This window comes from Mammaliicoccus sp. D-M19 (genome assembly GCF_022386695.1).
Lineage (GTDB): Bacteria > Bacillota > Bacilli > Staphylococcales > Staphylococcaceae > Mammaliicoccus > Mammaliicoccus sciuri.
Window position 1 is genome coordinate 46,866 of the sequence record NZ_JAJNHW010000010.1, and the last position, 24,626, is coordinate 71,491.

General features: G+C 31.9%; 25 protein-coding genes. 9 read left to right on the forward strand and 16 right to left on the reverse strand.

Features of this window, described 5'->3' with window-relative positions:
- Window positions 1–5 precede the first annotated feature (5 nt).
- Window positions 6–1,370 carry an MFS transporter gene (locus LQ675_RS13775; protein WP_239728212.1) on the forward strand — a complete coding sequence of 455 codons (1,365 nt, stop codon included), beginning with the start codon at window positions 6–8 and terminating at the stop codon, window positions 1,368–1,370.
- Between the two features lie 489 nt (window positions 1,371–1,859).
- On the opposite strand, the gene LQ675_RS13780 is transcribed toward LQ675_RS13775, so the two are convergent.
- Window positions 1,860–2,783, reverse strand: coding sequence for an ABC transporter substrate-binding protein (locus tag LQ675_RS13780; RefSeq protein WP_239728211.1), 924 nt, complete (start codon window positions 2,781–2,783; stop codon window positions 1,860–1,862).
- A gap of 169 nt (window positions 2,784–2,952) precedes the next feature.
- On the opposite strand from LQ675_RS13780, the gene LQ675_RS13785 reads away from it, so the two are divergent.
- Together LQ675_RS13785 and yidC are read left to right on the forward strand one after the other, a co-directional pair.
- On the forward strand, window positions 2,953–3,222 hold the full coding sequence (locus LQ675_RS13785) for a hypothetical protein (protein ID WP_037590157.1): 270 nt from the start codon (window positions 2,953–2,955) through the stop codon (window positions 3,220–3,222).
- Between the two features lie 29 nt (window positions 3,223–3,251).
- The gene (gene yidC, locus LQ675_RS13790; RefSeq protein ID WP_048540554.1) at window positions 3,252–4,010 is read left to right on the forward strand and encodes a membrane protein insertase YidC; all 759 of its coding nucleotides are present in this window, start codon (window positions 3,252–3,254) and stop codon (window positions 4,008–4,010) included.
- A 224-nt stretch (window positions 4,011–4,234) separates the two neighbouring features.
- Here the strand turns inward: yidC and LQ675_RS13795 are convergent, their stop codons facing one another.
- Genes LQ675_RS13795 through LQ675_RS13805 form a run of 3 tightly spaced genes read right to left on the reverse strand, consistent with a single transcriptional unit; the run spans window position 4,235 to window position 6,729 of the window.
- Window positions 4,235–4,588: a hypothetical protein gene (locus LQ675_RS13795; RefSeq protein WP_048540555.1), complete on the reverse strand. Its 354-nt coding sequence runs from the start codon at window positions 4,586–4,588 to the stop codon at window positions 4,235–4,237.
- 13 nt (window positions 4,589–4,601) lie between these two features.
- Complete coding sequence (locus LQ675_RS13800; RefSeq protein ID WP_239728203.1) at window positions 4,602–6,065, reverse strand: sensor histidine kinase; 1,464 nt, start codon at window positions 6,063–6,065, stop codon at window positions 4,602–4,604.
- A 4-nt stretch (window positions 6,066–6,069) separates the two neighbouring features.
- Window positions 6,070–6,729, reverse strand: coding sequence for a response regulator transcription factor (locus LQ675_RS13805; RefSeq protein WP_048540557.1), 660 nt, complete (start codon window positions 6,727–6,729; stop codon window positions 6,070–6,072).
- A 134-nt stretch (window positions 6,730–6,863) separates the two neighbouring features.
- On the opposite strand from LQ675_RS13805, the gene LQ675_RS13810 reads away from it, so the two are divergent.
- Together LQ675_RS13810 and LQ675_RS13815 are read left to right on the forward strand one after the other, a co-directional pair.
- Window positions 6,864–8,039 (forward strand): DUF418 domain-containing protein, encoded by a 1,176-nt coding sequence (locus tag LQ675_RS13810; protein ID WP_239728200.1) that lies wholly within the window; start codon window positions 6,864–6,866, stop codon window positions 8,037–8,039.
- Between the two features lie 7 nt (window positions 8,040–8,046).
- Window positions 8,047–8,268, forward strand: coding sequence for a hypothetical protein (locus LQ675_RS13815; protein WP_048540559.1), 222 nt, complete (start codon window positions 8,047–8,049; stop codon window positions 8,266–8,268).
- 56 nt (window positions 8,269–8,324) lie between these two features.
- Here the strand turns inward: LQ675_RS13815 and LQ675_RS13820 are convergent, their stop codons facing one another.
- Window positions 8,325–8,771, reverse strand: coding sequence for a MarR family winged helix-turn-helix transcriptional regulator (locus LQ675_RS13820; protein ID WP_025906982.1), 447 nt, complete (start codon window positions 8,769–8,771; stop codon window positions 8,325–8,327).
- A 214-nt stretch (window positions 8,772–8,985) separates the two neighbouring features.
- Between LQ675_RS13820 and LQ675_RS13825 the strand changes: the two genes are divergently transcribed.
- Complete coding sequence (locus LQ675_RS13825) at window positions 8,986–10,629, forward strand: alpha-keto acid decarboxylase family protein (protein WP_239728198.1); 1,644 nt, start codon at window positions 8,986–8,988, stop codon at window positions 10,627–10,629.
- Between the two features lie 198 nt (window positions 10,630–10,827).
- Here the strand turns inward: LQ675_RS13825 and lacD are convergent, their stop codons facing one another.
- From lacD to pfkB, 3 genes are read right to left on the reverse strand one after another with little or no spacing between them, the layout of a single operon-like run.
- The gene (gene lacD, locus LQ675_RS13830) at window positions 10,828–11,763 is read right to left on the reverse strand and encodes a tagatose-bisphosphate aldolase (RefSeq protein ID WP_239728196.1); all 936 of its coding nucleotides are present in this window, start codon (window positions 11,761–11,763) and stop codon (window positions 10,828–10,830) included.
- Complete coding sequence (locus tag LQ675_RS13835; RefSeq protein ID WP_239728194.1) at window positions 11,760–13,634, reverse strand: fructose-specific PTS transporter subunit EIIC; 1,875 nt, start codon at window positions 13,632–13,634, stop codon at window positions 11,760–11,762. Before LQ675_RS13835 ends, lacD begins: the two co-directional genes overlap by 4 nt.
- A gap of 5 nt (window positions 13,635–13,639) precedes the next feature.
- Window positions 13,640–14,575, reverse strand: coding sequence for a 1-phosphofructokinase (gene pfkB, locus LQ675_RS13840; RefSeq protein WP_239728192.1), 936 nt, complete (start codon window positions 14,573–14,575; stop codon window positions 13,640–13,642).
- Window positions 14,576–14,687: 112 nt separating this feature from the next.
- On the opposite strand from pfkB, the gene LQ675_RS13845 reads away from it, so the two are divergent.
- Window positions 14,688–15,473 carry a MurR/RpiR family transcriptional regulator gene (locus tag LQ675_RS13845; protein WP_049320537.1) on the forward strand — a complete coding sequence of 262 codons (786 nt, stop codon included), beginning with the start codon at window positions 14,688–14,690 and terminating at the stop codon, window positions 15,471–15,473.
- 43 nt (window positions 15,474–15,516) lie between these two features.
- Here LQ675_RS13845 and LQ675_RS13850 read toward each other — a convergent pair whose 3' ends face one another.
- Window positions 15,517–16,101, reverse strand: coding sequence for a LysE family translocator (locus LQ675_RS13850; protein ID WP_058592169.1), 585 nt, complete (start codon window positions 16,099–16,101; stop codon window positions 15,517–15,519).
- Window positions 16,102–16,218: 117 nt separating this feature from the next.
- Here LQ675_RS13850 and LQ675_RS13855 point away from each other — a divergent pair, with 117 nt between their 5' ends.
- Window positions 16,219–16,725 (forward strand): P-loop NTPase family protein, encoded by a 507-nt coding sequence (locus LQ675_RS13855; RefSeq protein WP_075578358.1) that lies wholly within the window; start codon window positions 16,219–16,221, stop codon window positions 16,723–16,725.
- A gap of 104 nt (window positions 16,726–16,829) precedes the next feature.
- Window positions 16,830–17,711, forward strand: a complete 882-nt coding sequence (locus LQ675_RS13860) for a nuclease-related domain-containing protein (protein ID WP_075578359.1) — start codon at window positions 16,830–16,832, stop codon at window positions 17,709–17,711.
- 245 nt (window positions 17,712–17,956) lie between these two features.
- On the opposite strand, the gene LQ675_RS13865 is transcribed toward LQ675_RS13860, so the two are convergent.
- The 7 genes from LQ675_RS13865 to LQ675_RS13895 all read right to left on the reverse strand — a co-directional run bounded on the left by LQ675_RS13865 (window position 17,957) and on the right by LQ675_RS13895 (window position 24,467).
- On the reverse strand, window positions 17,957–18,994 hold the full coding sequence (locus tag LQ675_RS13865; RefSeq protein WP_107610331.1) for a galactitol-1-phosphate 5-dehydrogenase: 1,038 nt from the start codon (window positions 18,992–18,994) through the stop codon (window positions 17,957–17,959).
- Between the two features lie 26 nt (window positions 18,995–19,020).
- The gene (locus tag LQ675_RS13870; RefSeq protein WP_088592136.1) at window positions 19,021–19,179 is read right to left on the reverse strand and encodes a hypothetical protein; all 159 of its coding nucleotides are present in this window, start codon (window positions 19,177–19,179) and stop codon (window positions 19,021–19,023) included.
- Window positions 19,180–19,220: 41 nt separating this feature from the next.
- Window positions 19,221–20,252 (reverse strand): zinc-binding dehydrogenase, encoded by a 1,032-nt coding sequence (locus LQ675_RS13875; RefSeq protein ID WP_119493416.1) that lies wholly within the window; start codon window positions 20,250–20,252, stop codon window positions 19,221–19,223.
- 20 nt (window positions 20,253–20,272) lie between these two features.
- The gene (locus tag LQ675_RS13880) at window positions 20,273–21,532 is read right to left on the reverse strand and encodes a PTS galactitol transporter subunit IIC (RefSeq protein ID WP_048540810.1); all 1,260 of its coding nucleotides are present in this window, start codon (window positions 21,530–21,532) and stop codon (window positions 20,273–20,275) included.
- An 84-nt stretch (window positions 21,533–21,616) separates the two neighbouring features.
- Window positions 21,617–21,895, reverse strand: coding sequence for a PTS sugar transporter subunit IIB (locus LQ675_RS13885; RefSeq protein WP_037590477.1), 279 nt, complete (start codon window positions 21,893–21,895; stop codon window positions 21,617–21,619).
- A 57-nt stretch (window positions 21,896–21,952) separates the two neighbouring features.
- Window positions 21,953–22,420 carry a PTS sugar transporter subunit IIA gene (locus LQ675_RS13890; protein ID WP_239728191.1) on the reverse strand — a complete coding sequence of 156 codons (468 nt, stop codon included), beginning with the start codon at window positions 22,418–22,420 and terminating at the stop codon, window positions 21,953–21,955.
- A gap of 19 nt (window positions 22,421–22,439) precedes the next feature.
- Complete coding sequence (locus LQ675_RS13895; protein WP_239728189.1) at window positions 22,440–24,467, reverse strand: BglG family transcription antiterminator; 2,028 nt, start codon at window positions 24,465–24,467, stop codon at window positions 22,440–22,442.
- Window positions 24,468–24,626: the final 159 nt, after the last annotated feature.

Genomic DNA, 24,626 nt, shown 5'->3' on the forward strand with positions numbered 1-24,626 from the left:
TTTTTATGCGTCAAGTTTCGAGTGAAGAAGCCTTTAATACGAAACTATACCCACCGATGATTTTAGGATCAATATTGAATCCGATTAATTCTTCTATGTTAGCTGTTGCACTTATACCAATTGCACAAGCCTTCGGTATACCTTTTTATCAAACAACATGGCTTGTGTCATCGTTATATTTAGCAACAAGTATTGGTCAACCGGTTATAGGTAAACTTATAGATATATTTGGTCCAAGAGGATTATTTTTATTTGCTACAAGTTTAGTAGGAGTAGCGAGTTTGATTGCGATTTTTACACCATCTTTTTATGGATTAGTATTAGCAAGATTTCTTATTGGTATTGGTACTTGTGCAGGTTATCCTTCAGCAATGTATTTAATCAGTTATGAGGGGAAGCGCACAGCTAAAGATAGTCCAAGTAAAATATTAACAATGCTATCTATATCCAATCAGACAATTTCTGTTATTGGTCCAACAATCGGTGGTTTGTTAATTCATAGTGGCGGTTGGCAAGCTATATTCTTAGTCAATATTCCACTTTCCATTCTTTCATTCGTATTTGGATTTTTATATTATCCAAAAGTTGAAAGTCCAAAGAAATTAAATGCATTAAAAGAACAGATAGACTTTATAGGTATAACGTTGTTTACAATTACTTTAACAACATGGATGATTTTCTTTATGGAGCCAGATCAATCCATTTTTTATCTATTTATAATTGGACTGTTCAGTTTGATTGCTTTTATTATCATGGAACTCAAATCTAAAAAACCATTTATTGATCTAAGAGTACTTGCTCACAATGGTGCTTTAAATAATACTTATATAAGATCACTTCTTACAGCTGTTATTTCTTATAGTGTGCTATATGGATATGTTCAATGGCTAGAAGAGGGGAGAGGATTGACTGCAGCACATGCAGGACTCATGATGTTACCTCAATTCTTGGTTGGGATTTTTATGGCACAATTAACAGGTACAAGGCTATCAATTAAGTTCAAACTATATTTAGGCACAATTTGTGCACTCATAACAATGATAGGCTTCCAATTTATTCATGCCGATACACCATTATGGATATTAATATTATTAGCTGCAATTTTTGGTGTGCCACAAGGATTATTAAATTTAGCAAATCAAAATGCACTTTATCATCAAGCACCAAAATCAATGATAGGCATGTCAGCAGGATTATTAAGAACTGCGATGTATATCGGTGCAATCGTATCATCCACGCTCATTAGTACTTTATTCAAAGGTGACCACATCACAAATGGTATACATGAATTAGGTCTATTCTGTATGCTGATAGGCATAGTTATCATCATTCTAACCTTTGTCAGTAGACGTTCATTAAGCACAAGGTAGACTGCGGGTTGTCTGATGTTAGAGAGAGGGGAGGGTGTTTTGGAGTGGTTGCTTTAAGTTAGATGTCTTGGCTTAAGTACAGAATAAAGCCAAGAGATAGCTGAAGTCTTGGCTTAAGTCCTGAATAAAGCCAAGAGATCACTAAATTCATGGCTTAAGTACTGAGTAAAGCCAAGAGATGCCCCAAGTCTTGTCTTAAATACTGAATAAAGCCAAGAGATAGCTGAAGTCATGGCTTAAGTACTGAGTAAAGCCAAGAGATCGCTAAATTCATGGCTTAACGCCTGAATAAAGCCAAGAGATAGCTGAAGTCATGGCTTAAGTACTGAGTAAAGCCAAGAGATCACTAAATTCATGGCTTAAGTACTGAGTAAAGCCAAGAGATGTCCCAAGTCTTGTCTTAAATACTGAATAAAGCCAAGAAACCACCCAATTTCACATTCCCCATCAAAAAAAGAGCTAGGACACGTATCCTAGCTCTTTTCATATTTATTTCATTTCTTTAAAGGCTTTTAAGAATATTTCTCTTTGTTTTTCTAATGAAATTGGATCGTTATATTGTGTTTCTGTTACATCAAATTTAAAGACGTGATTATTTTTCTTAGCTTCTGTATTTGCCCAAACATTTGTATCTTCGAATGGTGCTTTCTGATTTCCGTTTGCTGCGATTACAACAAAATCACCTAAATATTTATCGAATTCTTCAGGAGTTATTGTGATAGCATTTGTTTTTTCTGTTGCTTTTTTTAGCTCTTTTGGTTGTTTCAAGCCCCAACCGCTATATAAAATTTCAGTACCTCGACCTAATTCATCACTGAATGCCATAAGTCCTTTTGGTGTTTGTTGTAAGACTGTTGCTGTTTTTCCTTTGATAAGTGGTTCTAAATCTTTTTTATCATCTCTAAGTTTTTTATCCCATTCTTTAATCCACTCTTTAGCTTGGTCTTCTTCGCCGACTAATTCTGCTAATTTAGTTGTATTATCTTTATATGTAGAAGTCATTGCATCAAAAGTAACGGTAGGTGCAATTTTTTTGAGTTTATTAAGGTTTTTGTCTTGTGCGCTTGTAATAATGAGATCTGGTTTTGTTTTTGCAACTTGTTCAACATTTGTTTGATCTATTTTTTTAGCATCATTCGTAACATCTTTAAGTACCTTATTTTGATTAATAAATTCTGGTACTGCTACTGGTGTATGTTTGAACTTAACTAATGCGCCGACATATGTTGGATGTAATACTGCAATTCGTTTAGGATCTTTTGGTACATCAACTTTCTTACCATTATCCATCGTAAACGACTTTGTATCAGAGCTTGAATCTTTCTTACTACTTGAATCTTTATTGTCATTGTTGTTCCCGCATGCTGCAACAAATAAAATTAACGTTAATACTAAAATTAATACCTTTTTCATTAAAAAACCTCCCCAATTCATTGATATTGATAATCTTTCTCAATTGTATCAAAATATTGTGATTATACAATAGGTTTTGCAAAATTTAAAGAGTGCAATTATTTGAATATCATATTTTTACCATGTATATTTAACGTAGTAAATTCGATTGGAAAGGAGTGAAGGCGTAATGGAATGGCTCATAGGTTTATTAGGTGAAGAGATATTAATTAATTATGTTGCATTTAGCATACATTATTTCATTCCTGTGTTATTAACGCTCTTGTTTGTCTACTTGCAAATGCAAGCAAACATCAAGCTCCACAAAGATTGGATTGTAAGGTTTTCAACTGAAGTAGAGGATCAATACATTTTTGAATGGATAGTCCCTATTTTAAGGTGGAGAACACGTTGCTTATCCAAGACCGTCGATGAAGAAGACGCTAGTCCAATATATTAACGCATAATTAATATATTGGAGGAGAAATTTTGAAAAAATTATATACAGTTTTAGCATTTTTAGCAGTATCGATATTACTAAGTGGATGTGCACCACAAGAAGGTGGTGTATTTTATACTTCATTAGTAGAACCATTCATTTATTTGATTAAATTCTTTGCATCATTCTTTAATAATAGTTACGGAATTGGCATTATCATCGTTACCATATGTGTAAGACTAATTGTTATGCCGTTTATGTTGCGTTCTTTTAAAGGACAGAAGAAAATGCAATTTAAAATGAAGAAAATAAAACCACAAATGGATGAAATTAATGAGAAGATGAAATCAGCTAAAGATGAACAAGAACGTGCGCAATATAGCCAAGAAATGATGGCTTTATATAAAGAACATGGCGTAAATCCTTTAAATATGGGATGTTTACCAATGATTATACAGATGCCGATACTAATGGCATTGTACTTTGCAATATCTCATAATGATGCACTTGCAAGTCATAGTTTCGCATGGTTTAACCTTGGTACACCAAATATATTTATGGCTCTGATTGCTGGAGCACTCTATTTATTACAAGCATATTTATCAACAAAATATTTACCAGAAGAATCAAAAGGACAAATGAAATACATTATGTATATCAGTCCAATTATGATATTTATTGTAAGTATGAGCACACCAGCAGCACTGCCATTATATTGGAGTGCAAGTGCGATCGTACTCATCGTTCAACAATATATATCTAATAAGTACTTTAATTATCACGAAGACGAACTTCAAACAAGTTCATAAATAACAAAAGACGCTCAAGAATTGAGCGTCTTTTTATGAATAAAAAACATAAAAAATAACCTTCTATTCGCTTTAGCGTGCATATAGAAGGTTATTAAAATTATGTACAGCTACCGTCACTTAAACGGGCTTGTTGAGGTAACGTGTTCCAGCACGTTACCTTTATTTGATTATAGAATATCATGAAAAAATACAATTTGTCTAGTGACTTAAACACCTGAAGCTCAATTCTCGAGCTTCTTTTTCTTTCTTCTCTTAATGATTTCATATGTAATCAAAATAACAACAATCACCATCATAGGGTATATTCTGTAATCGGAAGAAACAAATAATCTAATTAAGATGAATGCGATAATTAATGAGCTAAACTGTATTAAGTATTCTTTAGTAAAGATATTATATTTTTCTTTTTTATATATATCACTTGCTAAAACTAGTGGCATAACTAGTGAAATTCCGATTATTGAACCAATTAATGACGCTAAATCCACTTTGTTGAAGATAATAAGTTGGGTTAATACAAGAATTGAAATCATATACAATCCATACGTCACACTATAAAACAACTTCTCCTTCATCCTTCTCAGCTCCTTAATTTAAATGGATTTTGAAGTTTACACCTTTTGTAGTGGGCATAATTTTAAAGGTTCCGTTATGAAATGTGATGCAATCCATAATGATCGTTGAACCGATACCGTGTCCTTCTTTGTTGTCTTTTGTTGTGTAATTTGAATGAAGCATATGTTTCTCTGTCGTCTTACTTATGCCAACACCGTCATCTTTATAATTAATTTCTAAACCTTCATTTATATTCTTAATGTTGATTTCAATGTTTGGATTACGTTTATTATGGTCGATACTATTATCTATAAGGTTCATCATCATACGTTCAAAATATAGTTTATTCCCATAAAATCTTTGTTCTGTTAACTGATTGATAATTTCAAGTTTGTCGTATTGTATGGTCTTTCTCAGCTGCTTTAATGTTTCTGTAATATCGAATGATTCTTTATGAATGGTCATTTGATCTGTTTCATATCTGAAGTTATTGTTTAAACTATCAATCAACTCAGTCATATATGCAGCTTTGTCTGAAATTAAAATTGCATATTTCTTAGTATCTATTTCTTCTGATGATAATAGTTTGGCGTAACCATAAATAGATGTTAAAGGTGATTTTAAATCATGAGATAGCTGATTAAGCCATTTCTCGCGGTAGTAATTAATTTGATTTTGATAAATTTTATCTTCAGTCAGTTGTAGGTTTAAGCTTTCTACAGAATCATTCAGTTCTTTAAATAATTTTTTGCTTCTTTTGTTGTAGTGTTTAGAGCTTGGTTTAAACAATTTACCTTTAGAAAGGTTTTCTATCCAATCCGTATAGAAGAATAATGGCTTAGAAAGTCTTTTAGAAATGATAAATGCGAAAATGATTACTAAAATCATGTTGAGTAACAGCAATAATAAATAAGATAGTGCTAAAAATTTAAATGTCTTATTTTCAATATCATTAAACTCATCTGTATATTGAACTTTATGATAAGCAGGATTATCTATAAATGTTAATTGTTTATCCTTTTCGACATGATAATATTTATTGTAATTATTGGTATACAAGCTACTTATCAATTTCTTTGTATCAATATTTTCTGTTGATTGAATAGCATGATTGTGTGATTTTGGATAAATTAATATGACGCTATAGTCATCACTGCGAAATGGAATAGCTTGTGTATTATATAAGTTTTCAACAAGTTTATTTTTTAAATTCATTTGTTTTTTAGGATAAAGGACATTGGCATCTTTATCGATAATATATAATTGAACATGACTGTCTTTTAATTTTTGTTTTAAATCATCATTCAGTTTATAGCCGTTTTCTTCATTTGATATTGAAAAATCCATATAAAAATCATCAACATCATCTAAATCGGAATAAGAAATTTTTATAACATTTGTAAAGAAAAGCCATATGCCAATAACACCTATAATAAAAGTAATCGTAAGAAAAATAAAAATGTATTTCGTGAATTTCCATGTGAACCTTTTATTCATTTCATTAACCTCTATATATGTAACCTTTACCTCGAACTGTCTGTATAAGTTGAGGATTATTCGGGTCATCTTCTATTTTTTTGCGTAATGTTCGAATGTGAACCATTAATGTATTGTCATCCACACTTACGGAGTAACCCCATACACGTTCGTATATTTGACTCTTCGTCAAAACTTGATTTTTATTTTTAATAAAATAAGCGAGAAGGTCATATTCTCTTGAAGTCAGATTAGCTTTCTTATTATTTGTAATGACGTCAGTTGTATCTAGATTAACTTGCAAGTTCTTATTGTGATGCGTATTGATATTTTTAATATGTACAGATACGCGATAAGCAAGCTCAATAGGATCAAATGGTTTCTTCACATAATCTACGGCACCATTTTCAAACCCTTTATAAACATCCAAATCTGAATCTTTCGCTGTCACGATTATAAGTTTTGTATCTTCATGTTTAATATATTTGACGAGTTCATAGCCGTTTTCTGATTTTAAGTTTAAATCAAGCAACACGACATCAAAGCGATGCGCTTTTAATTTCGCTTCAGCTTCTGGTTTGTCACTTGCTAAATATATATCACCTAATTGTTTATTAGATAAGGATATTTTTATCAATGTTTGTATATCTAAATCATCTTCTACTATTAATATTTTGGCAGTCATTTTTACACCTCTATATAATTGTATATTTTCATTTTATATGTATCTACTGGTATATGTAAAATTAAGTCAGATTTAAGGTTTATATAAGTCGGATTTTATTTTAACTTGCTAATATAATATGTGAGGTGAATAGAATGAACAGAATAGAAGTTGCCGATGCACTAAGAGGGTTTAGTTTATTTGGCATATTTATGGCCAATTTATTAATTTTTCAATTTGGTTTAACAGGGCAATTGTACATAGATCAATATTATTTAAGTGGTGTGAATCAAACCATTTATTATGTTATCAAGATTATATTTGAAGGTAGCTTTATGCCTATTTTTGCGATTTTATTTGGATTTTCTTTAGATAAACTTTATCAATCTATGAAAAGTAAACAAATTAAACGTCCAAGAATTAAACTGTTAAGAAGAGCCATATTCTTATTAATATTAGGTAGTTTACATGCTTATTTTATATGGGAAGGAGATATCTTATTTGGTTATGCACTATCAATGTTAATCGTGATTCCATTTATATCATTGAATCGTAAATTTTTTAAATGGGTTACAATCGTTGGATTTGGGATGATATTAGCGTTGTCGATTGTTTCTTTATTTGATACTTCCGGTCCTATTATAGAAATAAGTGATAAAGCTTCGTATGTGCACGAAGTTAAAACATTATTTAGTGAAGGTAGTTATTGGGACATTCGTGAAGCGGATGACAATATTAAAGATCCACAATTCATGCAATTAAAATCAATGCTTGGCGATAATATAGGATGGTTATTTGTAATGATTTTCTTTATAGAAGTTCCATATTTCACCCTAGGCATATGTTTATCTAAATATAAATGGTTTGAAAAACGTATCGAAGACCAACGCATTTCTAAATGGTTTATATATCTTATACCAGTATCGATATTAGGGAAGTCCTCTTATTTATGGTTATCGAATGAAAATGCGGCTGAGAGTATCACAATGATATTCGGTATATTGTTATCGATTGGCTTTATTTGTTTATTTAAATACTTATATCAAACGTATCAACAAAACGTAATATTTAGAGGGTTTGAAAGTCTCGGTAAAATGTCGTTATCGATGTATATTTTACAAAGTATTATCGGAACACTCATATTATATGGCTATGGATTAGGATTCTTCGGAAAAGATGTACTTTTAGTGACGACGATTAGTTTTATTTTAATTTATGTATTACAAATGCTTTTAGCATCATGGTATCAAAAGCATTGGCGATATGGTCCGCTAGAATATATACTGCGAATGTTTACACATTGGAAAATTAAAGTAGGAAAAAGGAGATGAAATAATAATGATAGAAATAGTTAAGAAAGTCGCACGCATATTATTTGTCGTATTTTCAGGACTATTAGTCGCAAGATATGTCATTCAGCAGCTGAATCAATTTACTAATTTGCATTTAAGCTGGTTCTATTTAGAACATGTGCCATATAGTTTCATTATCATTGTTATTTTATACTTCATCTGTATTGTAGTTTATAGTTCATTGCGTACATATGGACAAAGTGATTAGTTTAAATATATAAAGAAAGGGAGCAGGACGTATTGTCCAGCTCCCTTTTTTGATTGCTATTCTTTTGGCTTAATAGATTTAACATTTTTAAATCCACTTTTCATACTTGCAAGGTGCTCCATAAAATCATGCCACTCTGTACCAGCTTCTTCAAACGTTTGCTGTAATAATTCATTTTGCGCTTGGTTCAATTTATGAACTAAAGCACTACCTTCTTCTGTAGGGTATAAATGTTTTACACGTCTATCATTGTCAGAGTCTACATATCTAATTAATTTTTTTTCTTTTAATTTTTTTAATGAAGCGTGAGATGCTTGTTTAGATATTTCAAGTGTATCTAATAAATCTTTAATTGTTATACCTGGCATTTGATCTATAAAAAATAAAAATCTATGATGCTGTCTGTTCATGCCATGATTTTTAATAATATCGTCAGCTGTATTGATAAATGTTTTGTACGCGAAATAAAAAAGCATATGATCATAATTGTTTTTATTATCCATCGTGTCGACTCCTTTTCAACTATTATAAAGGATAGTTGCTAAAATTTCATTTTTAGGTCAATAATATTGACTTAATTTCAAAGTAGGTATATACTAAGAATTGTTATAGGGATTATTAAACATTTGATATTTAATCAAAGGTTTATTTTTTACATTAATAGGTCAACTATATTGACTTAAATTGATTCGTAAAAATAGAAAAGGAGAATCGGATATGAAAAAACGTGTTGGGGAATATTTAATGGATTCATTAAGTACGGTAGGAGTAGAAAAAGTATTTGGTGTTCCTGGAGATTTTAATTTAGCATTTTTAGATGATATTGTAAGTAGAGAAGATATGGAATGGGTAGGCAATACGAATGAATTAAATGCAAGTTATGCTGCGGATGGATATGCAAGAATGAATGGTATCAGTGCAATGGTCACTACATTTGGAGTTGGTGAACTAAGTGCAGTTAATGGTATTGCAGGATCTTATGCAGAACGCGTGCCAGTAATAGCTATTACAGGTGCACCAACAACAGTTGTTGAAGAAGCGGGTAAATATGTTCACCATTCATTAGGTGAAGGTAAGTTTGATAGTTATAGAAAAATGTTTAAAGAAATTACAACTGCTCAAGGTTATATAACAGTAGAAAATGCTCAGACTGAAATTCCAAGATTAATTAATGCAGCATTAGCTGAAAAAAGACCTGTCCATATACATTTACCAATCGATGTAGCACAAGCAGAAATTGAAGTTGAAGAAGCTTTCAAACCAGCCGAAATGATCAATCAAGATGTTTCTCAATACATCGAAATGGTACAACAAAAATTAAAAACAGCTCAGCAACCTGTTATCATTACTGGTCATGAAATTAATAGCTTTAAATTACATGATGAATTAGAACGCTTTGTTGAACAAACACAAATTCCAGTTGCACAACTTTCTTTAGGTAAAGGTGCATTTAATGAAGAAAGTCGTTATTATATGGGTATTTATGATGGTAGTATCGCAAAAGAAGATATTAGAAATTATGTAGATAACAGTGATGCTATTTTAAATATTGGTGCTAAATTAACAGATTCAGCGACTGCAGGTTATTCTTATGGATTTGATATTGATGATGTCGTAATGATCAATCACTTAGATTTCAAATTAAATGATACAATTTCATCAAAACTTACATTACCAAGTTTAATGAACGGATTACTTGATATAGAATATAAAAATGAAGCACATTTCCCAGAAAATAATCGTCCAGAAAAAGGTGATTACACAGTTGATAATGCACCACTCACACAAGAAACTTACTTTAAAATGATGCAAGATTTTATCGGATTAGATGATATAATTTTAGCAGAACAAGGTACTTCATTCTTCGGTGCGTATGACCTTAACTTATACAAAGATAATACATTTATTGGACAACCATTATGGGGATCAATCGGTTATACATTACCAGCAACAATCGGTACACAAATGTCTAATTTATATAGAAGAAATATCCTATTAATTGGTGATGGTTCATTACAATTAACAGCACAAGATATATCAACAATGATTAGAAATGACCTTAAACCTGTTATTTTTGTTATTAATAATGATGGATACACAGTTGAAAGAAAAATCCACGGCGAACACCAAGTGTATAATGATATTCAAATGTGGGACTACAAAATGTTACCAGCCGTATTTGGCGGTAAAGATACAGTAGCCGTACACGACGTAGAAACATCTGCCGATTTAGAAAATGTATTCTTAAAAATTAACAATGAACCTAATCAAATGCATTTCATAGAAGTGAAAATGGGCGTTTCAGACGCACCAGAAAAACTAGACGCAATCGGACAAGCATTCTCAAAACAAAATAGTTAATACAAAGAGTCAGGGACATAATGTAACGTCTCTGACTCTTTTAGTATCTTGGCAGTAGATGACTGAATTGAAAATGCGCTTGCAGCAAGCTTTTTTCAACTCTAGTCATCCTTGCCGGGGCGGGACTACGAAATCTTTTTATCTAAATTAGATTTCTGTCCCGCTCCCATTTTTTTATGTGAAGAGGATGGAGAAGGATTAGACGGGTGTAGCAATTTCTTCAACTAATTTATTTAATTCTAGAATATTATTTTTACAGGTTGATTTCAGTTTGTTTCTTGAGGAATTAATACCATCTTCTACATATACTTTTGCAGCATCACTCCATGTAGCTCTTCCACATAATACACCATTAAACTTAGATCCTGACTTATATGCGAAGTTTAATGTATCTATAAATAATTGTGATGACACGCCAGCACTTAAAAATATAAACGGTAGGTTGGTAGCATTAGATTGTTCCAGGAAGAATTCAGCAGCTTCCTCTTTTGTATAAACATATTCATTCTTAGCATATCCCTCTACAAAGTTCATATTAACTGGAACTTCTACTTTTAGTACATCAACATTAAATCTTGATTCACTGTAAAGACGCATGGCATTAATCACTTTATATGGCTTTATATTAGCAAACTCAATTCCCTTTTCATCACCAATAGAGTCATCATATGTTAAAATTTCTAGGAAAAAAGGTAATGATTCTGATACACATTCACTACCAACTCTTTCTACAAAAGCTTCTTTTTGACTATTTATTTCTTCTGACTCATTAATGTCTACATAGATTAGAAGTTTGATGGCATCTGCACCTTTAGATTTCAAGTTTTTGACTGAACAATTTGGAATTAAGTCAGGAAATCTTCCTGGTGTTTTTTTATCATAACCTGTTTTTTCATATGCCATAATTAAACCACAATATTCATCTCTTATATTAGCTGCTTCTTTACCAAATTCAGGATCTAATAATATAGATGATGCATAAGGTGTTAATTCATTTGAGACTAATTCTTTAAAATTAGATATTTCAGTATTTGAAATATTTTCGCCCATCATTCTTTTTAAAGCACCTCTTTGATCTATAGCTAATGCAGTAATAATGCCTTTATTGTTAGTTAGTTTTTTTAAGGATTTCATTTCTTATTCACTCCACTTAATAGATTTACGATTTCTTCTTTTGAATTTGAAGATATTAATTGATTTGTAAATTCTTTATCCATTAATTTTCTAGATAGGTTAGCTAAAATATTTAAATGTGCCTCACCATTATTTTCAGGTACTAATATACTTATTAAGAAATTAGTAGGTTTCCCATCTAAAGATGGCCATTCAATTTCATTATCCATTTTAATGACAATTAGACTTGCGTTACTAATTGATTTATCTGATACATGAGGTATAGCTATACCATTCTCCATGCCCGTACTACTTTCTGATTCACGTGCTTTCAAACCTTCAAAGACAGAATTGAAATTATCTGAAACATTTGTTTCAACTGATTGTTGGGCAATAAACTCTAAAGCGCTTTCTTTATTGTTGAAAGATTTATTTAAGAAAACTCGTTTACTGTCTACTAAGTTGTTAGTAGATATGATTTTAGGTTGTTCATCAGACTCATTACTTTTAGTAACATATTTTTTTTGTTCGATAGACATCAATATTCCAGCAACAAGAGCACCAATAATTATTGATACTACCCAGAATATTGGATGAGTAACTACAGGCAATACTATAAATCCACCATGTGGGGCTGGAACTTCAACTTTCAACATATATGTGAATATTGCAGCTATAGACGAGCCAACCATAAGTATTGGGATAATAATAAATGGTCGTTTAGCAGCAAATGGAATCGCACCTTCAGTGATATGTGTTGAACCAAGTAAAAAGTTGACTAATCCAGCACTCGTCTCAGATTGACTGTAATATTTTCTAGATAGTAATACTGAGAATCCAGTTGCTAATGGAGGAACTATACATGCAGCTGATACTCCAGCCATGAAAAGATGGTTACCTTGTGCTAATAGAGCAGTACCTGTAACATACGCTGCTTTATTTACTGGTCCACCCATATCAAACGCACACATTATACCGACAATTAAACCTAAAATTATTGGATTTGAGTTTTGGAAACCTGCTAAAAAATCCATCATACCTTTATTAATAAATTCCATAGGTATTGATAAATACCACATTATAAAGCCTGCGATAAAAATACCTAAAACAGGTAGTAAAAATATTGCTTTCAAACCATCTAATGATTTAGGTAAGTCTTTTAGAGATTTTTGTAATAATAATACGATGCCACCAGCTAAGAAACCTCCTGCAATACCTCCTAGAAATCCTGTACCATTTGTATCAGCTATCATACCAACGATAAAACCTATAACTAGACCAGGCCTATTGGCTGTTGATTGTGCTATATATGCACTTAGTATAGGAACCATTAGACCCATAGCTAAGCCGCCTATTGTGTTCATTTGTTCAGCGATTACATTGTATTGATCAGATTTTGGATCAGCGGAGTATATCCCAAACATGAATGATATAGCAGTCATAACACCCCCAGCTACTACGAAAGGAAGCATATGCGAAACACCATTCATTAAATGAACATATATTTTATGCCACATATTAGACGAAGTATTTTCTTGATGCTTAGAATTATCTAATTGATTATTCTCAGATTGATAAATTGCCACATCACCTGAAATAGCTTGATCGAGTAACTGATTTGCTTGTTTAATACCTTTAGATACTGAAACGTTAATAACTTTCTTCCCTTTGAATCTATCCATATTTACATTTTTATCAGCTGCAATAATGATGACTTCTGCTTCGTCAATTTCTTTTTTACTAAATTCATTTTCAGTTCCTCTTTGTCCATGTGTTTCTACTTTAATTGTTACGTTTTTACTTTTGGCAGCATTTTCTAGTGCTTCAGCTGCCATGAAAGTATGTGCTATTCCCGTTGGACATCCTGTAACTCCTAAAAATTGATATTTCATAAATATCACCCCTGTTTAGTAACGTTTAATGTTGAAATTTTAATCTCTTTCAATAATTCTTCGGTATCGCTAAAATCTGTGAGTCCTGATTTAAATGCCGTAGAAGAACCGGCAACAACAGCTTTTTTAAGAGCAGTAGCTTCATCTAAAGTCTCTTGCAAAGTATGATAAAATGTTGCTAAAATTGTATCTCCAGCTCCAGCTGTATTTAAAACTTCACCTTTAGGAGCAGTACAATGATAACTACAATATTTATTGAAAAAATATGCTCCATTTTCTCCAACAGATACTAAAACATTTTGACAACCCTCTTTAATAAGTAGGTTGGATACATATGCGATGTCTTTATCAGATTTTAGATCATGGATAGGGAAAAGGTTTTGTAACTCTTCTTCATTAGGTTTGATTAAAAACGGTTTATATTTAATAATTTCTTTTAGAATAGGATGGCTGGTATCAATAATTAATTTAAATCCTATTGAATTTGATAATTTGGCAATTGTTAATAAAATTTCACCATCAATGCCTTTGGGAAGACTTCCAGAAACAAAAAGAATATCATTACTATTCAAATTTTTTATTTTGGCTAATAATGAATTTATCTCATTTTTCTTAATGGTAGGTCCCGAATTAACAATTTTATATTCACCCTGGTTTGATTTAAGAAATACATTAATTCTAGTATTACCTTCTACTTCAATAAAATCTGTTTGAATTTTCATTTTTTCTAATTCATCTTTGACAAATTTCCCACTAAATCCTCCTACAAATCCTGTTGCGATATTAGGAGTACCTAATTTACTTAAAATTACAGATATGTTAACACCTTTCCCATTAGGTTGAAACTCATCATAAATACTTCTATTTACATAATCAGGTTTAAAATCATTCATATGAACGAACATATCAATAGCTGTATTTAATGTACAAGTGTATATCATAAGCAAACATCCTTTCTTAATAATGATTATGGCATGAGCAAGAATGAAAATGTTTACACTTTCTATGATATAGTAAAAATAAAGTGAAAATATTTACATAAGGAGGGTTAACATGAATTTTCAACAACGTGTACAATATTTTTATAGTAAGTTAAGTGATAGTGATAAATACTTAATTAACTATATAGAAAAAAATTATCTTGATATGGTAAATCTTTCTATTATTAAATTGAGCGAAGATGCTAATGTATCTACTTCAACGATAGTAAGATGTATGAAAAAGCTAGACTACAGTGGTTTTACGGATTTTAAGTTTCAAATTGCAACAGAGATTTCTAATACCAATCCAAAATCATTGGAACAAGTAGAATACATTGATAGTCAAATACAAACTGCGATTATTAAAAATAAAGAAGAAGTTGATAAGACTATTAGATACATTCAATCTTCTATAATAGAGGATGCTATATCAGCGATTAAATACAGTAAAAAAGTTACTATATTTGCAAGAGGATTTTCAGAACATATATCAAATGAAATGACAATCAAACTGCAATTACTAAATAAATATACTGAGGAGCATAATGATCCGAACATAATTCGCATAAAATCAAAAACATTTACAAAAGATGATTTAGTAATATTTATTTCTTTGAATGGTGAAACAGAAGAACTGGTGGAAGCTGCTGAATATTGTAAAAACTTAAACGTCAAAACAATTTGTTTAACAACAAATAAAGAAGGTAGACTATATGAACTATGCGATATCATTTTATTAGGATTTAAATCTGATAAAAATTATTTACCTGAATATGAAGTTAGGTCACGGTTACCATTACAAGTTTTATCCAGAATACTTTTGGATGCATATGTAATAAGAAATGATCAAAACAGTTAATAAAATACCCCCTATACCATCAATTATGGATTAGGGGGCATTTTTATGTGAAGAGGATGGAGAAGGCAGTATATACGAGAAGTAGTGCCATTATGATATTGAATGCTAATTCATGTTGATTAATAAATTTTTTAAAGATTGAACCAAAGACACTCCAACTGAAAGAGGATAGAAATCCGATGAGTGCTAAATATGTAATTAAGATGATTTGGATAGAGAAATGTTCATAGTTTGGCGTTATAAATGCAGCTACAACACTTAACGCATAAATCACACCTTTAGGATTTACGAACTGTAACAACATACCAAATTTAATATTATTGTATCTATTACTAAATGATTGAGCATCCGTACCTTTGCTCGTTCCAATTTTGTATGCTAAATAAAGTAAATAAATTGCCCCGAAAATCTTCATATATAATTGTATTTTAGGGAACAGGTGATACAAAGCAGAACTAAAGAAATTAGATACGAGTAGTAATAAAAAAAAGCCAAGCGCAACACCGATACAAAATCTTACTGTACCTCGCAGACCAGTTTGTTTAGAATAATATAAAGACATAATGTTATTTGGTCCGGGCGTGAAACTAGAAACAATTGCATAAATCGTCATAGATAATAAAGTCATATAAAACGCCCCTTCGAGTTAAACTATTGTGTGTATTGTATCGATAGATGGAGCGATTGTAAATGATTGGTGGTGGAGGATGAGAATATATAAATCTTATAAAAAGAAGGTGAAAGTATGAAACAACGTATTATGGTTATTGGATGTCCAGGTTCAGGTAAATCAACATTATCAAATAAATTACATAATAACTTAGGAATTCCTTTATATCATTTAGATGAAATAAAATGGCAAAATAGTAACAAAACAATAGATAGTGAGACTTTTGAAGAAATATTAAAAAATATTATTCAATTAGATGAATGGATTATTGATGGCAATTATAACAGTACTTTGGAGTTGAGAATGAAGAAAGCTGACATTGTAATCTGGTTAAATTATAGTAGAGCAATTTGTATATTTAGAGTTTTTAAAAGGTTTCTTCAAAGTTTTTATAGAAAATCTGAAGGGGGAAATCCTAAAAGAGTGAGTTGGAGTTTTATTAAATTTGTTTGGAATTTTAAAGACAATCATGATAAAAGATTACTTGATTTAAAAGATAAATATAGTAATCAAAATGAATGGATAATCTTAAAGTCTAAATATGACACTAAGTTATTTTGTGATAAACTGCAGGAAAGTTAATGTTGTATAGGTTTACTAATTAAGTATAACGAACTGTAGTATTTTAGTTTATCTTTTCCTGCGCATTCTCTATAATAATTGTAAAGAATTATGGAGGTGCATCGATGAACAGTCAAACATACTTACTGGCTCTCAAAAATCGTATCATTCAAGATAAACTTGATGAAGATACGAGGAACTATATTAAAGGTCTGGAGGGTGAACTTTTCATTAAAGGTATTCTTGATGAATATCCAGATCTTCATTATTTATATGATTTTCATATAAACTACAAAAATCGCGTTCAAATTGATTTTTTAATTGTAACGGATGATGCTATATGTCACTTTGAGGTTAAACATTATTCTGGAGATTATACGATTAAAGATGGTCAGCTTATGAACGAATTTGGAAACATGTTTTATACACCTTTTCAGCAACTGCGACGAGCCAATCATGAATTGAATCATTTAATATCCCACTTGAATATTAATAAACCCTTACATTCCTATCTTATTTTTTCAAACCCCAAATTCACTTTAAGAGGTACAATGCCTAATCATTTCAATATTCTATTACCAACAGAATTACACAAACTTAAATATATGTTCAAAAATAATCATACTATAGAAAATGCTAATATCTTACATATGTTTCAACAAGAGCATAGTGACTTTTCACATCTTTATAACAATATTAAAAAAGTCCCAATGGCTAGTTTAAGTTCAGGATTGAAATGCCCAAAATGTAAGAGATTGAATACGATTGAGGTAGAAGAACGAAAGAAATATCTACGTTGTAAATTCTGTCACTTTGAAATTAGTAGAAATAAATTGTACTTGTATAATTTAATGGAATTCTATATCTGCAAAGGGGAGCCTTTTACTTTATCAGAAGCCCAAAAATGGTGTGAGGTGGAGAATAATTTAACTATTAGAAGGGTGCTTGATACAAATTTTAGGTTTATTAATAAGAAGCCAAAGAAATATTATCTTGATAATAATTAAGTATCATCTTTAAGTTTTGAAGTGTATTTATCAAGACTGCCCAAACAAGATAAATAGGCGCCTCGTATTTATCAAGACTGCCCAAACAAGATAAATAGGCGCCTTGTATTTATCAAGACTGCCCAAACAAGATAAATAGGCGCCGTACTTTTATTAACATCCCCCTTCATCCACCAACAAAAACAGGGGCACACATGGTGCCCCTGTTCCTTCTTAAGGTATTATTGATATATGGTTATGTTTATTTATGGGTGGAAGATTACTTTATCGTATTGTTTCTTTCTGTTTACTAAGTTATCAAATGTTTCTGGTCCTTTTGATAAAGGAAGTACATCGGAGATAATGGGTTTTACATCAATTTCTCCTGTAGACATATAATGTAGTGTAGCTGCCCATTCTTCTCCTGGGAATGGGGCGGATAAACCGTTCCATGAACCTATGACATTAAGCTCATTTCTTAATATCTTTTCGAAATGTTGACGATGAATCTCGATATCTGAATATGGAATACCTAATAGTAAGACTTCGCCACCTTTAGTAGGTAATGTCAGAACTTGTCCTATTGTAAACGGTGATCCTGCTGATTCAACAGCAACATCAATTTTTTCAGGTATTGCAAATATAGACTCATCTAAGTCTGTTTCTTTAGAATTAATCGTATAATCCGCGCCTAGTTTCTTAGCGATTTCTAACTTATGGTCATCAATATCTATTGCGATTATTTTAGCTGCTCCAAATATTTTCGACCATTGAATGGCTAGTAACCCAATGCTTCCACATCCCATGACTGCTACAGTTGCACCCGGCTTCATACGTGTTCTGTAAAATCCATGTGCAACGACTGCAGAAGGTTCGACCATTGCTGCAGTATCTAAATCTACATTGTCTGGTACTTTAAGTACATTGTTTGCTGGGAGTTTCACATATTCTGCAAAACAACCAGGTTCATATGATCCAATCACATATAAATTTTCACAACGTGAGTATTCACCTTTTTCACAGTAATGGCATTGATGGCATACGACAGCGGGGCATCCTGTTACAGCATCTCCGACATTTAACCCCGATACGTCGCTACCAACTTCCTCAACAATTCCTGAAAATTCATGTCCAAACGTCATACCTTGTTTGTAAGGTCCAAGCTTTTTGTAACGGGAGGTATCTGATCCACAGATACCCGTTGCTTTAACTTTAATAATGACATCATTCGGTGCATCTATCTTTGGTACAGCTGTTTCTTCAAATCTTAAATCTTCAATACCATATAAATTTAAGGCTTTCAAAAGTATTTTCCTCCCCTCTATTTATATTATGAGGTTTGTTCTGAAGTCACTTTCTTCTTCTTGAAAAGTTTAGAACCGAAATAACTTAAGAAGACAGCACTATTACATACGAGTAAATTATCCATATAGAATTGTGTAATACCTCTCATTGGCCCAAGCATAAAATCTAACATGTGTTCAACCATAATCAACATTCTCCTTTTTTATCTTTTAAAAGATTATTTGTTTATTCGATAGGGCGAAGTAATACTTTAATACCTTCGCCGCCTTTAATGTGATTGTAACCTTCATCCCATTCAGTAATATCAAGTTCAGCAGTAACAAGTGCTTCTGCATTTACTTGTCCAGTACTCATGAGTTGTAATGATGGTTCCCAATCGGCAGGTTTCTGACTTCTACTACCAACAACTCTAATTTCTTTTTGAACGATTTTTTCCAAATCAAAAGGTATTTCTGAATCTTTAAAAATACCAACTTGGACATATAGACCTTTTTTGCGTAATAGATCAAGACCTTGTTTAGCAGCAGGTACAGCGCCAGAACATTCTAATACAACATCTGCACCGTATCCGTCTGTAATGTTGTTAACATATTCTTTTAAGTCTGTATGTTGAATATTCACAACATGATCTAAATTTAATTCTTCTGCTTTTGCTAAACGAGCTTTATCGTTATCTAAACCAGTTATAACGACTTTTCCACCTTTACTTTTAACGACTTGTGCGACGAGTAGGCCAATTGGTCCTGGTCCCATAACGATAACAGTATCACCTTGATTAATTTCAATTTTAGACACTGCGTGATGTGCACAAGCGAGAGGTTCTGTCATAGAAGCGGCTTTATAAGAAACATTGTCAGGCAACTTGTGAACACTTGCTGCTCTTGCTACAAGATATTGTGTGAAGCCACCATTTTGTTGAGTACCTAAACCTTTACGATGATTACATAAATTGTAGTCTCCAGATTGACAGTATTCACATTCACCACAAATATAATATGTTGTCTCAGACGTTACACGATCACCAATTTCAAATCCTTCAACTTTATCACCAAGCGCAACGATTTCTCCAGAAAACTCATGGCCAAGTGTTACAGGGAAGTTTACATTGTAATGACCTTCATAAGTGTGAACATCTGTACCACAAATACCGGCATAATGAACTTTTATTTTTATCTCATTTTCATTTGGTTCTGGAATTTCTTTATCTAAAATTTCTAAATTACCAAAACCAGGTGCTGTTTTTACTAATGCTTTCATTTAAAGTCATCCCCTTAATGTTAGTTGAACAATGCAAAGAACTTGAAGATAATATAGTTTAAGATGTTACCACCTTGGTCAAGACTTGAAATTTGTGAAGATCCTGATGGCATTTTCACATTTGTACCGTCAGCCATGCTTGTGAAGATAGGTGCTACATCTGTTGCGATATATAGTGAAATAGCAATCATCACTGTTCCAACGATAACTGAATGTATGATATTACCGCGTGCTGCACCTACGATGAATGCGACGATAAATGGAATTGTCGCTAAGTCACCAAAAGGTAATACTTGGTTACCAGGTAAAATAACAGCTAATAATACAGTTACAGGTACTAAGATTAAAGCAGTTGAGATAACAGCTGGATGACCTAATGCAACAGCAGCATCTAAACCAATATAAATTTCACGATCTCCAAAGCGTTTGTTTAACCAAGTACGAGCTGATTCTGATACAGGCATTAAACCTTCCATAAGAATCTTAACCATACGAGGCATTAAGACCATAACAGCAGCCATTGACATACCTAAGTTAATAACGTCACCAGCATTGTATCCAGCTAATAAACCAATTGCTAAACCAAGTACTAAACCTACGAAGATAGATTCACCGAAAGCACCGAAACGTTTTTGAATTGTATCTGGGTCAGCATTTAATTTGTTAATACCAGGCACTTTTTGAAGACCTTTAACAAGGAAGATACCAGGTACATAAGAAATCGTACTACCAGTTGCAATAGATACACCTGGTAAATCATAGAATTTACTCATCATTGGTGCAGTCCAATCAGCTACTTTTAAGCAGACGATTTGGAATAATGCAGCAGCAACTAATGATTGCCAAATGCTTCCCGAAACGGCATATACCATTGCACCACAGAATGTATAATGCCAGAAGTTCCAAATATCAACGTTCATTGTTTTAGTTGCTTTAGTTAATAACATAATGACATTAATCACAATACCTAAAGGAATAATAAATGCAGCGATAACAGATGCCCATGCAATTGATGATGTAGCAGGCCAACCTACATCGATTACATTTAAACTTACGCCTAAATTTTTAACCATTGCTTGTGCTGCAGGTCCTAAATTATTTACAAGTAAATCAATTACTAAGAAAATACCTACAAATGCAACACCAATCGTTAAACCAGATCTAAATGCTGCACCAACTTTCTGTCTGAAAAATAACCCTAATAAGAATATGACAATCGGTAAAATTACCGTTGCACCTAAATCAAGAAATGCTTGAATAAAATTTACAAAACCATTCATTCCCTACACCATCCTCTTTTTAGAAGAATGAGGATGAAATATGATTTATTCCAACCTCATGCTAGTTTTTAATTTTGAATTTGTTTAACTTTGTAAAGCGTCTAAAATTTCTTTCTTAGTATCTTCAACACCGATTCCTGTTAAGAAGTTACGTGCGTTAATAACTGGGAATTTGTATTCTTTTTGCGTCATTGCTGTTGTCACTAATAAATCAGCTGTGTCAGCGTATGCACCAACTTCAGAAATTTTGATTTGTTTTAAATCTACTTTAATGTTGTGTTCTTTAGCCATTTCCTCAATTGCGTTGTTAACCACTGTTGACGTTGCGATTCCTGCTCCACATGCTACTAATACTTGTTTCATAATAATTTCCTCCTAATTTGAGTCGATGTGTACATCGAACTCTTCCTGTTAATTTTTTTATACTTCGCTTAATTCTTTATCTATTGCATTTACAATTGTTTGTTTATCTTGTGCATTGGCAATCAATTCAAGTAATTGATCGTTTTGGAAGATTCCCATCAGTTTTTGTAATAATGATAGTTGAGCATCTTCTTTATCCATTGCTAACATGAATATTAATTTCACGTCTGTTGTTTCTTCAATTTCTCCCATAATGACAAATGGAACGGTTTCTTTTAGTACTGCAATACCTATTGATCTCGTCTGAACGTGTTGTATGTCGGTATGTGGGATTGCCACTGAGCAATATACAGTTGGTAAACCAGTTGCAAATGATTTTTCTCTTTCTATCACTGCGTCTTTGTAAGTGTCTTTAACATAATTATTTTGGTACATGACCTCTGACAACTTACTCAACGCTTCAACATTTGTCTTAGCTTCTAAATCTAGAATGACGTTAGAAACATCGATCTTTAAATCTTGCATATTATGCAACCCCTTTGACTTAATCTATTTTTGAAAAGTGTTGAATGATTTTATATACATCAATTTTTGAATCTGTTTGAACAATTTGTTGTATAGCTTCATCGTCTTGAGACATATCTCTTAGTTGTAGTAGTGGTCTTAAATGTTTGAACTTATCTGTAGCAGCGATTGCTACGAAGATATGAACCTTTAATCCAGTACTCAACTCGAGTGGCTCTTTCAGAATCAACATACTCATTGCAGTTCTATGAACGACTTGATCACCATCAGCATGAGGGATTGCGATATTTTGGTTAATAACCATATACGTATCATCAAATGCTGCATGCATCTTATCTACATAGAGCGGGTCGACATATTTCATTCTTACTAACGGGTTAGCCGTTAATTGAATGGCTTCTCCAATATCAGCTACGCGCTCTACAAAATTAATATGATTGGTTGGTAATAAATCTTGTAAGTTCAAAGTACTATTGATAGATAATGTTGATGCTTTAACCGATGAATATGCATACGTATCTTCAAATTGTGCTTTTACGATTTTGAAAAGCTCTGATTCATTATGAATTGTTGCATGTTCTCTTATAGCCGAAATCATTTTTTCGACTTGTATTTCTGTTTCCATCGTATTATTTAATTGACCGAATACATGTTGCCGTAGTTCATGTTTTTCTTGAGCAGTTAATATCGTTTTCGTGATATACAATTTTTTAGGTGTCATGATATGCATCGGTGAAAAGACGATATCAAAGTCTAATTCATACTGATTGAAATCACGTAATGATAAAGCATCAAGGAATATAAATTCAGGGAATACACTTCGCAACTCTTGTAACATGAGCTGAGAAATGGATGTACCTTGTGTACAAACAACGACAGCTTTTACTTTTTGTTCAATTTCTTCATCTTGCCTTCTTAAACTGCCACCAATCAGTATGGTTAAATAAGCAACTTCATTTTCGGGTAATGATTGCCCGAAGAACTTTTCTAAAGGTTTTGAAGATAATTTAACGAGATGAAAGAGTTCTTTATAATCTTCTTTTAAGGAATTTTCTAAACCTTCTACATCAGATAATTGATATCGAATTCTGTAAAAAGCAGGTTCCATATGAAGCATTAATTGGTTAATCAAAGAATCTCGATCGTTAAATTTAATAAAAGTAATTTTTTCAAATTGTACGATCATGTCTATAAGTGCCTTTTTGAGTTCTGGAATATGTTGAACATCACTGACATCTGACCACTGAACACTCGTAGACAGCAACTGTAAAGTAATGAATAACTTTTCTTGTCTTGGAATATTTGGGTAGTTCGATGTCAAAATTTCTGTTGCTTGATATTCTTTCGTATCCGATAAATCATCGTATCCTATAGAAAATGATGAAACAATTTTGTCATGCTTAATTCTTCGTAAAATTAAATAAAGTTTATAAGGTAATGTTTGTGTACTTTGATCAATGAATTTTCTGTCTAAATATTGTTCGATTTTAGTGATTTGTTTATTGATTAATTCAATTTTTTCATCAATAATACTTAAACTTTTGATGATATCAGACTGAGCAATATGCATTGTAAAGACTTTATCGATGAGCCTCATAAGAAGCCTTCGAATTTCAAATTCACTACCAGCTAAGTAATAACCATTAGTACGACTATATTTCAGATTAACTTCGTATGGTTGTAGAAGTTCTTTCAATTTCTTAATATCATTTAGAATGGTATTTTTACTGACTTCTAAATCAATTGAGAAGTGATTTAATGAAAGGCCTTCTTCTTCACTAAACAACATCAATAAAATGAGGTGTGCACGTTGGTATGCCGTATATACCTGCTCATTCTCTTGATAGGTGGATTCAATTGGAACATTAAGAAAATCTTTAATGGTGTCATCAACGATAAAATAACCTTGGCTAGTTCGTTCGATTTCCGGATAATCATGTTCTTTAAACCAGTCATTTAACTTTTGAATCCTGTACCCAAGCTGTCTTCGTGAAATGTTAAACATTGATTCTAAGTCTTTGCCTTTTACTTTTGGGTTTTTAATCATTTCTGAAATGATATTAAAGTTTTCTTTTTGTATTTTGAATACCTCCTTTGTTGTTAATCATAATTTAACACAGGTCATCAAAGAGTTGTACAAGCTTTAATCACAAATGTTATTAACTTTTGTGTACACCTTTGTGATTATATTGATATGACAACGTTT

Coding starts and splice junctions, on each gene's coding strand:
- LQ675_RS13895 (WP_239728189.1), bottom strand. CDS start 24,467: ATGATTAAAAACCCAAAAGTAAAAGGCAAAGACTTAGAATCAATGTTT.
- LQ675_RS13860 (WP_075578359.1), top strand. CDS start 16,830: ATGAACAGTCAAACATACTTACTGGCTCTCAAAAATCGTATCATTCAA.
- LQ675_RS13835 (WP_239728194.1), bottom strand. CDS start 13,634: ATGAAATATCAATTTTTAGGAGTTACAGGATGTCCAACGGGAATAGCA.
- LQ675_RS13785 (WP_037590157.1), top strand. CDS start 2,953: ATGGAATGGCTCATAGGTTTATTAGGTGAAGAGATATTAATTAATTAT.
- lacD (WP_239728196.1), bottom strand. CDS start 11,763: ATGAAATCCTTAAAAAAACTAACTAACAATAAAGGCATTATTACTGCA.
- LQ675_RS13780 (WP_239728211.1), bottom strand. CDS start 2,783: ATGAAAAAGGTATTAATTTTAGTATTAACGTTAATTTTATTTGTTGCA.
- LQ675_RS13825 (WP_239728198.1), top strand. CDS start 8,986: ATGAAAAAACGTGTTGGGGAATATTTAATGGATTCATTAAGTACGGTA.
- LQ675_RS13805 (WP_048540557.1), bottom strand. CDS start 6,729: ATGACTGCCAAAATATTAATAGTAGAAGATGATTTAGATATACAAACA.
- LQ675_RS13815 (WP_048540559.1), top strand. CDS start 8,047: ATGATAGAAATAGTTAAGAAAGTCGCACGCATATTATTTGTCGTATTT.
- LQ675_RS13795 (WP_048540555.1), bottom strand. CDS start 4,588: ATGAAGGAGAAGTTGTTTTATAGTGTGACGTATGGATTGTATATGATT.
- LQ675_RS13800 (WP_239728203.1), bottom strand. CDS start 6,065: ATGAATAAAAGGTTCACATGGAAATTCACGAAATACATTTTTATTTTT.
- LQ675_RS13845 (WP_049320537.1), top strand. CDS start 14,688: ATGAATTTTCAACAACGTGTACAATATTTTTATAGTAAGTTAAGTGAT.
- LQ675_RS13820 (WP_025906982.1), bottom strand. CDS start 8,771: ATGGATAATAAAAACAATTATGATCATATGCTTTTTTATTTCGCGTAC.
- LQ675_RS13775 (WP_239728212.1), top strand. CDS start 6: ATGCGTCAAGTTTCGAGTGAAGAAGCCTTTAATACGAAACTATACCCA.
- LQ675_RS13855 (WP_075578358.1), top strand. CDS start 16,219: ATGAAACAACGTATTATGGTTATTGGATGTCCAGGTTCAGGTAAATCA.
- LQ675_RS13880 (WP_048540810.1), bottom strand. CDS start 21,532: ATGAATGGTTTTGTAAATTTTATTCAAGCATTTCTTGATTTAGGTGCA.
- pfkB (WP_239728192.1), bottom strand. CDS start 14,575: ATGATATACACTTGTACATTAAATACAGCTATTGATATGTTCGTTCAT.
- LQ675_RS13875 (WP_119493416.1), bottom strand. CDS start 20,252: ATGAAAGCATTAGTAAAAACAGCACCTGGTTTTGGTAATTTAGAAATT.
- LQ675_RS13850 (WP_058592169.1), bottom strand. CDS start 16,101: ATGACTTTATTATCTATGACGATTTATGCAATTGTTTCTAGTTTCACG.
- LQ675_RS13810 (WP_239728200.1), top strand. CDS start 6,864: ATGAACAGAATAGAAGTTGCCGATGCACTAAGAGGGTTTAGTTTATTT.
- LQ675_RS13890 (WP_239728191.1), bottom strand. CDS start 22,420: ATGCAAGATTTAAAGATCGATGTTTCTAACGTCATTCTAGATTTAGAA.
- LQ675_RS13885 (WP_037590477.1), bottom strand. CDS start 21,895: ATGAAACAAGTATTAGTAGCATGTGGAGCAGGAATCGCAACGTCAACA.
- LQ675_RS13870 (WP_088592136.1), bottom strand. CDS start 19,179: ATGGTTGAACACATGTTAGATTTTATGCTTGGGCCAATGAGAGGTATT.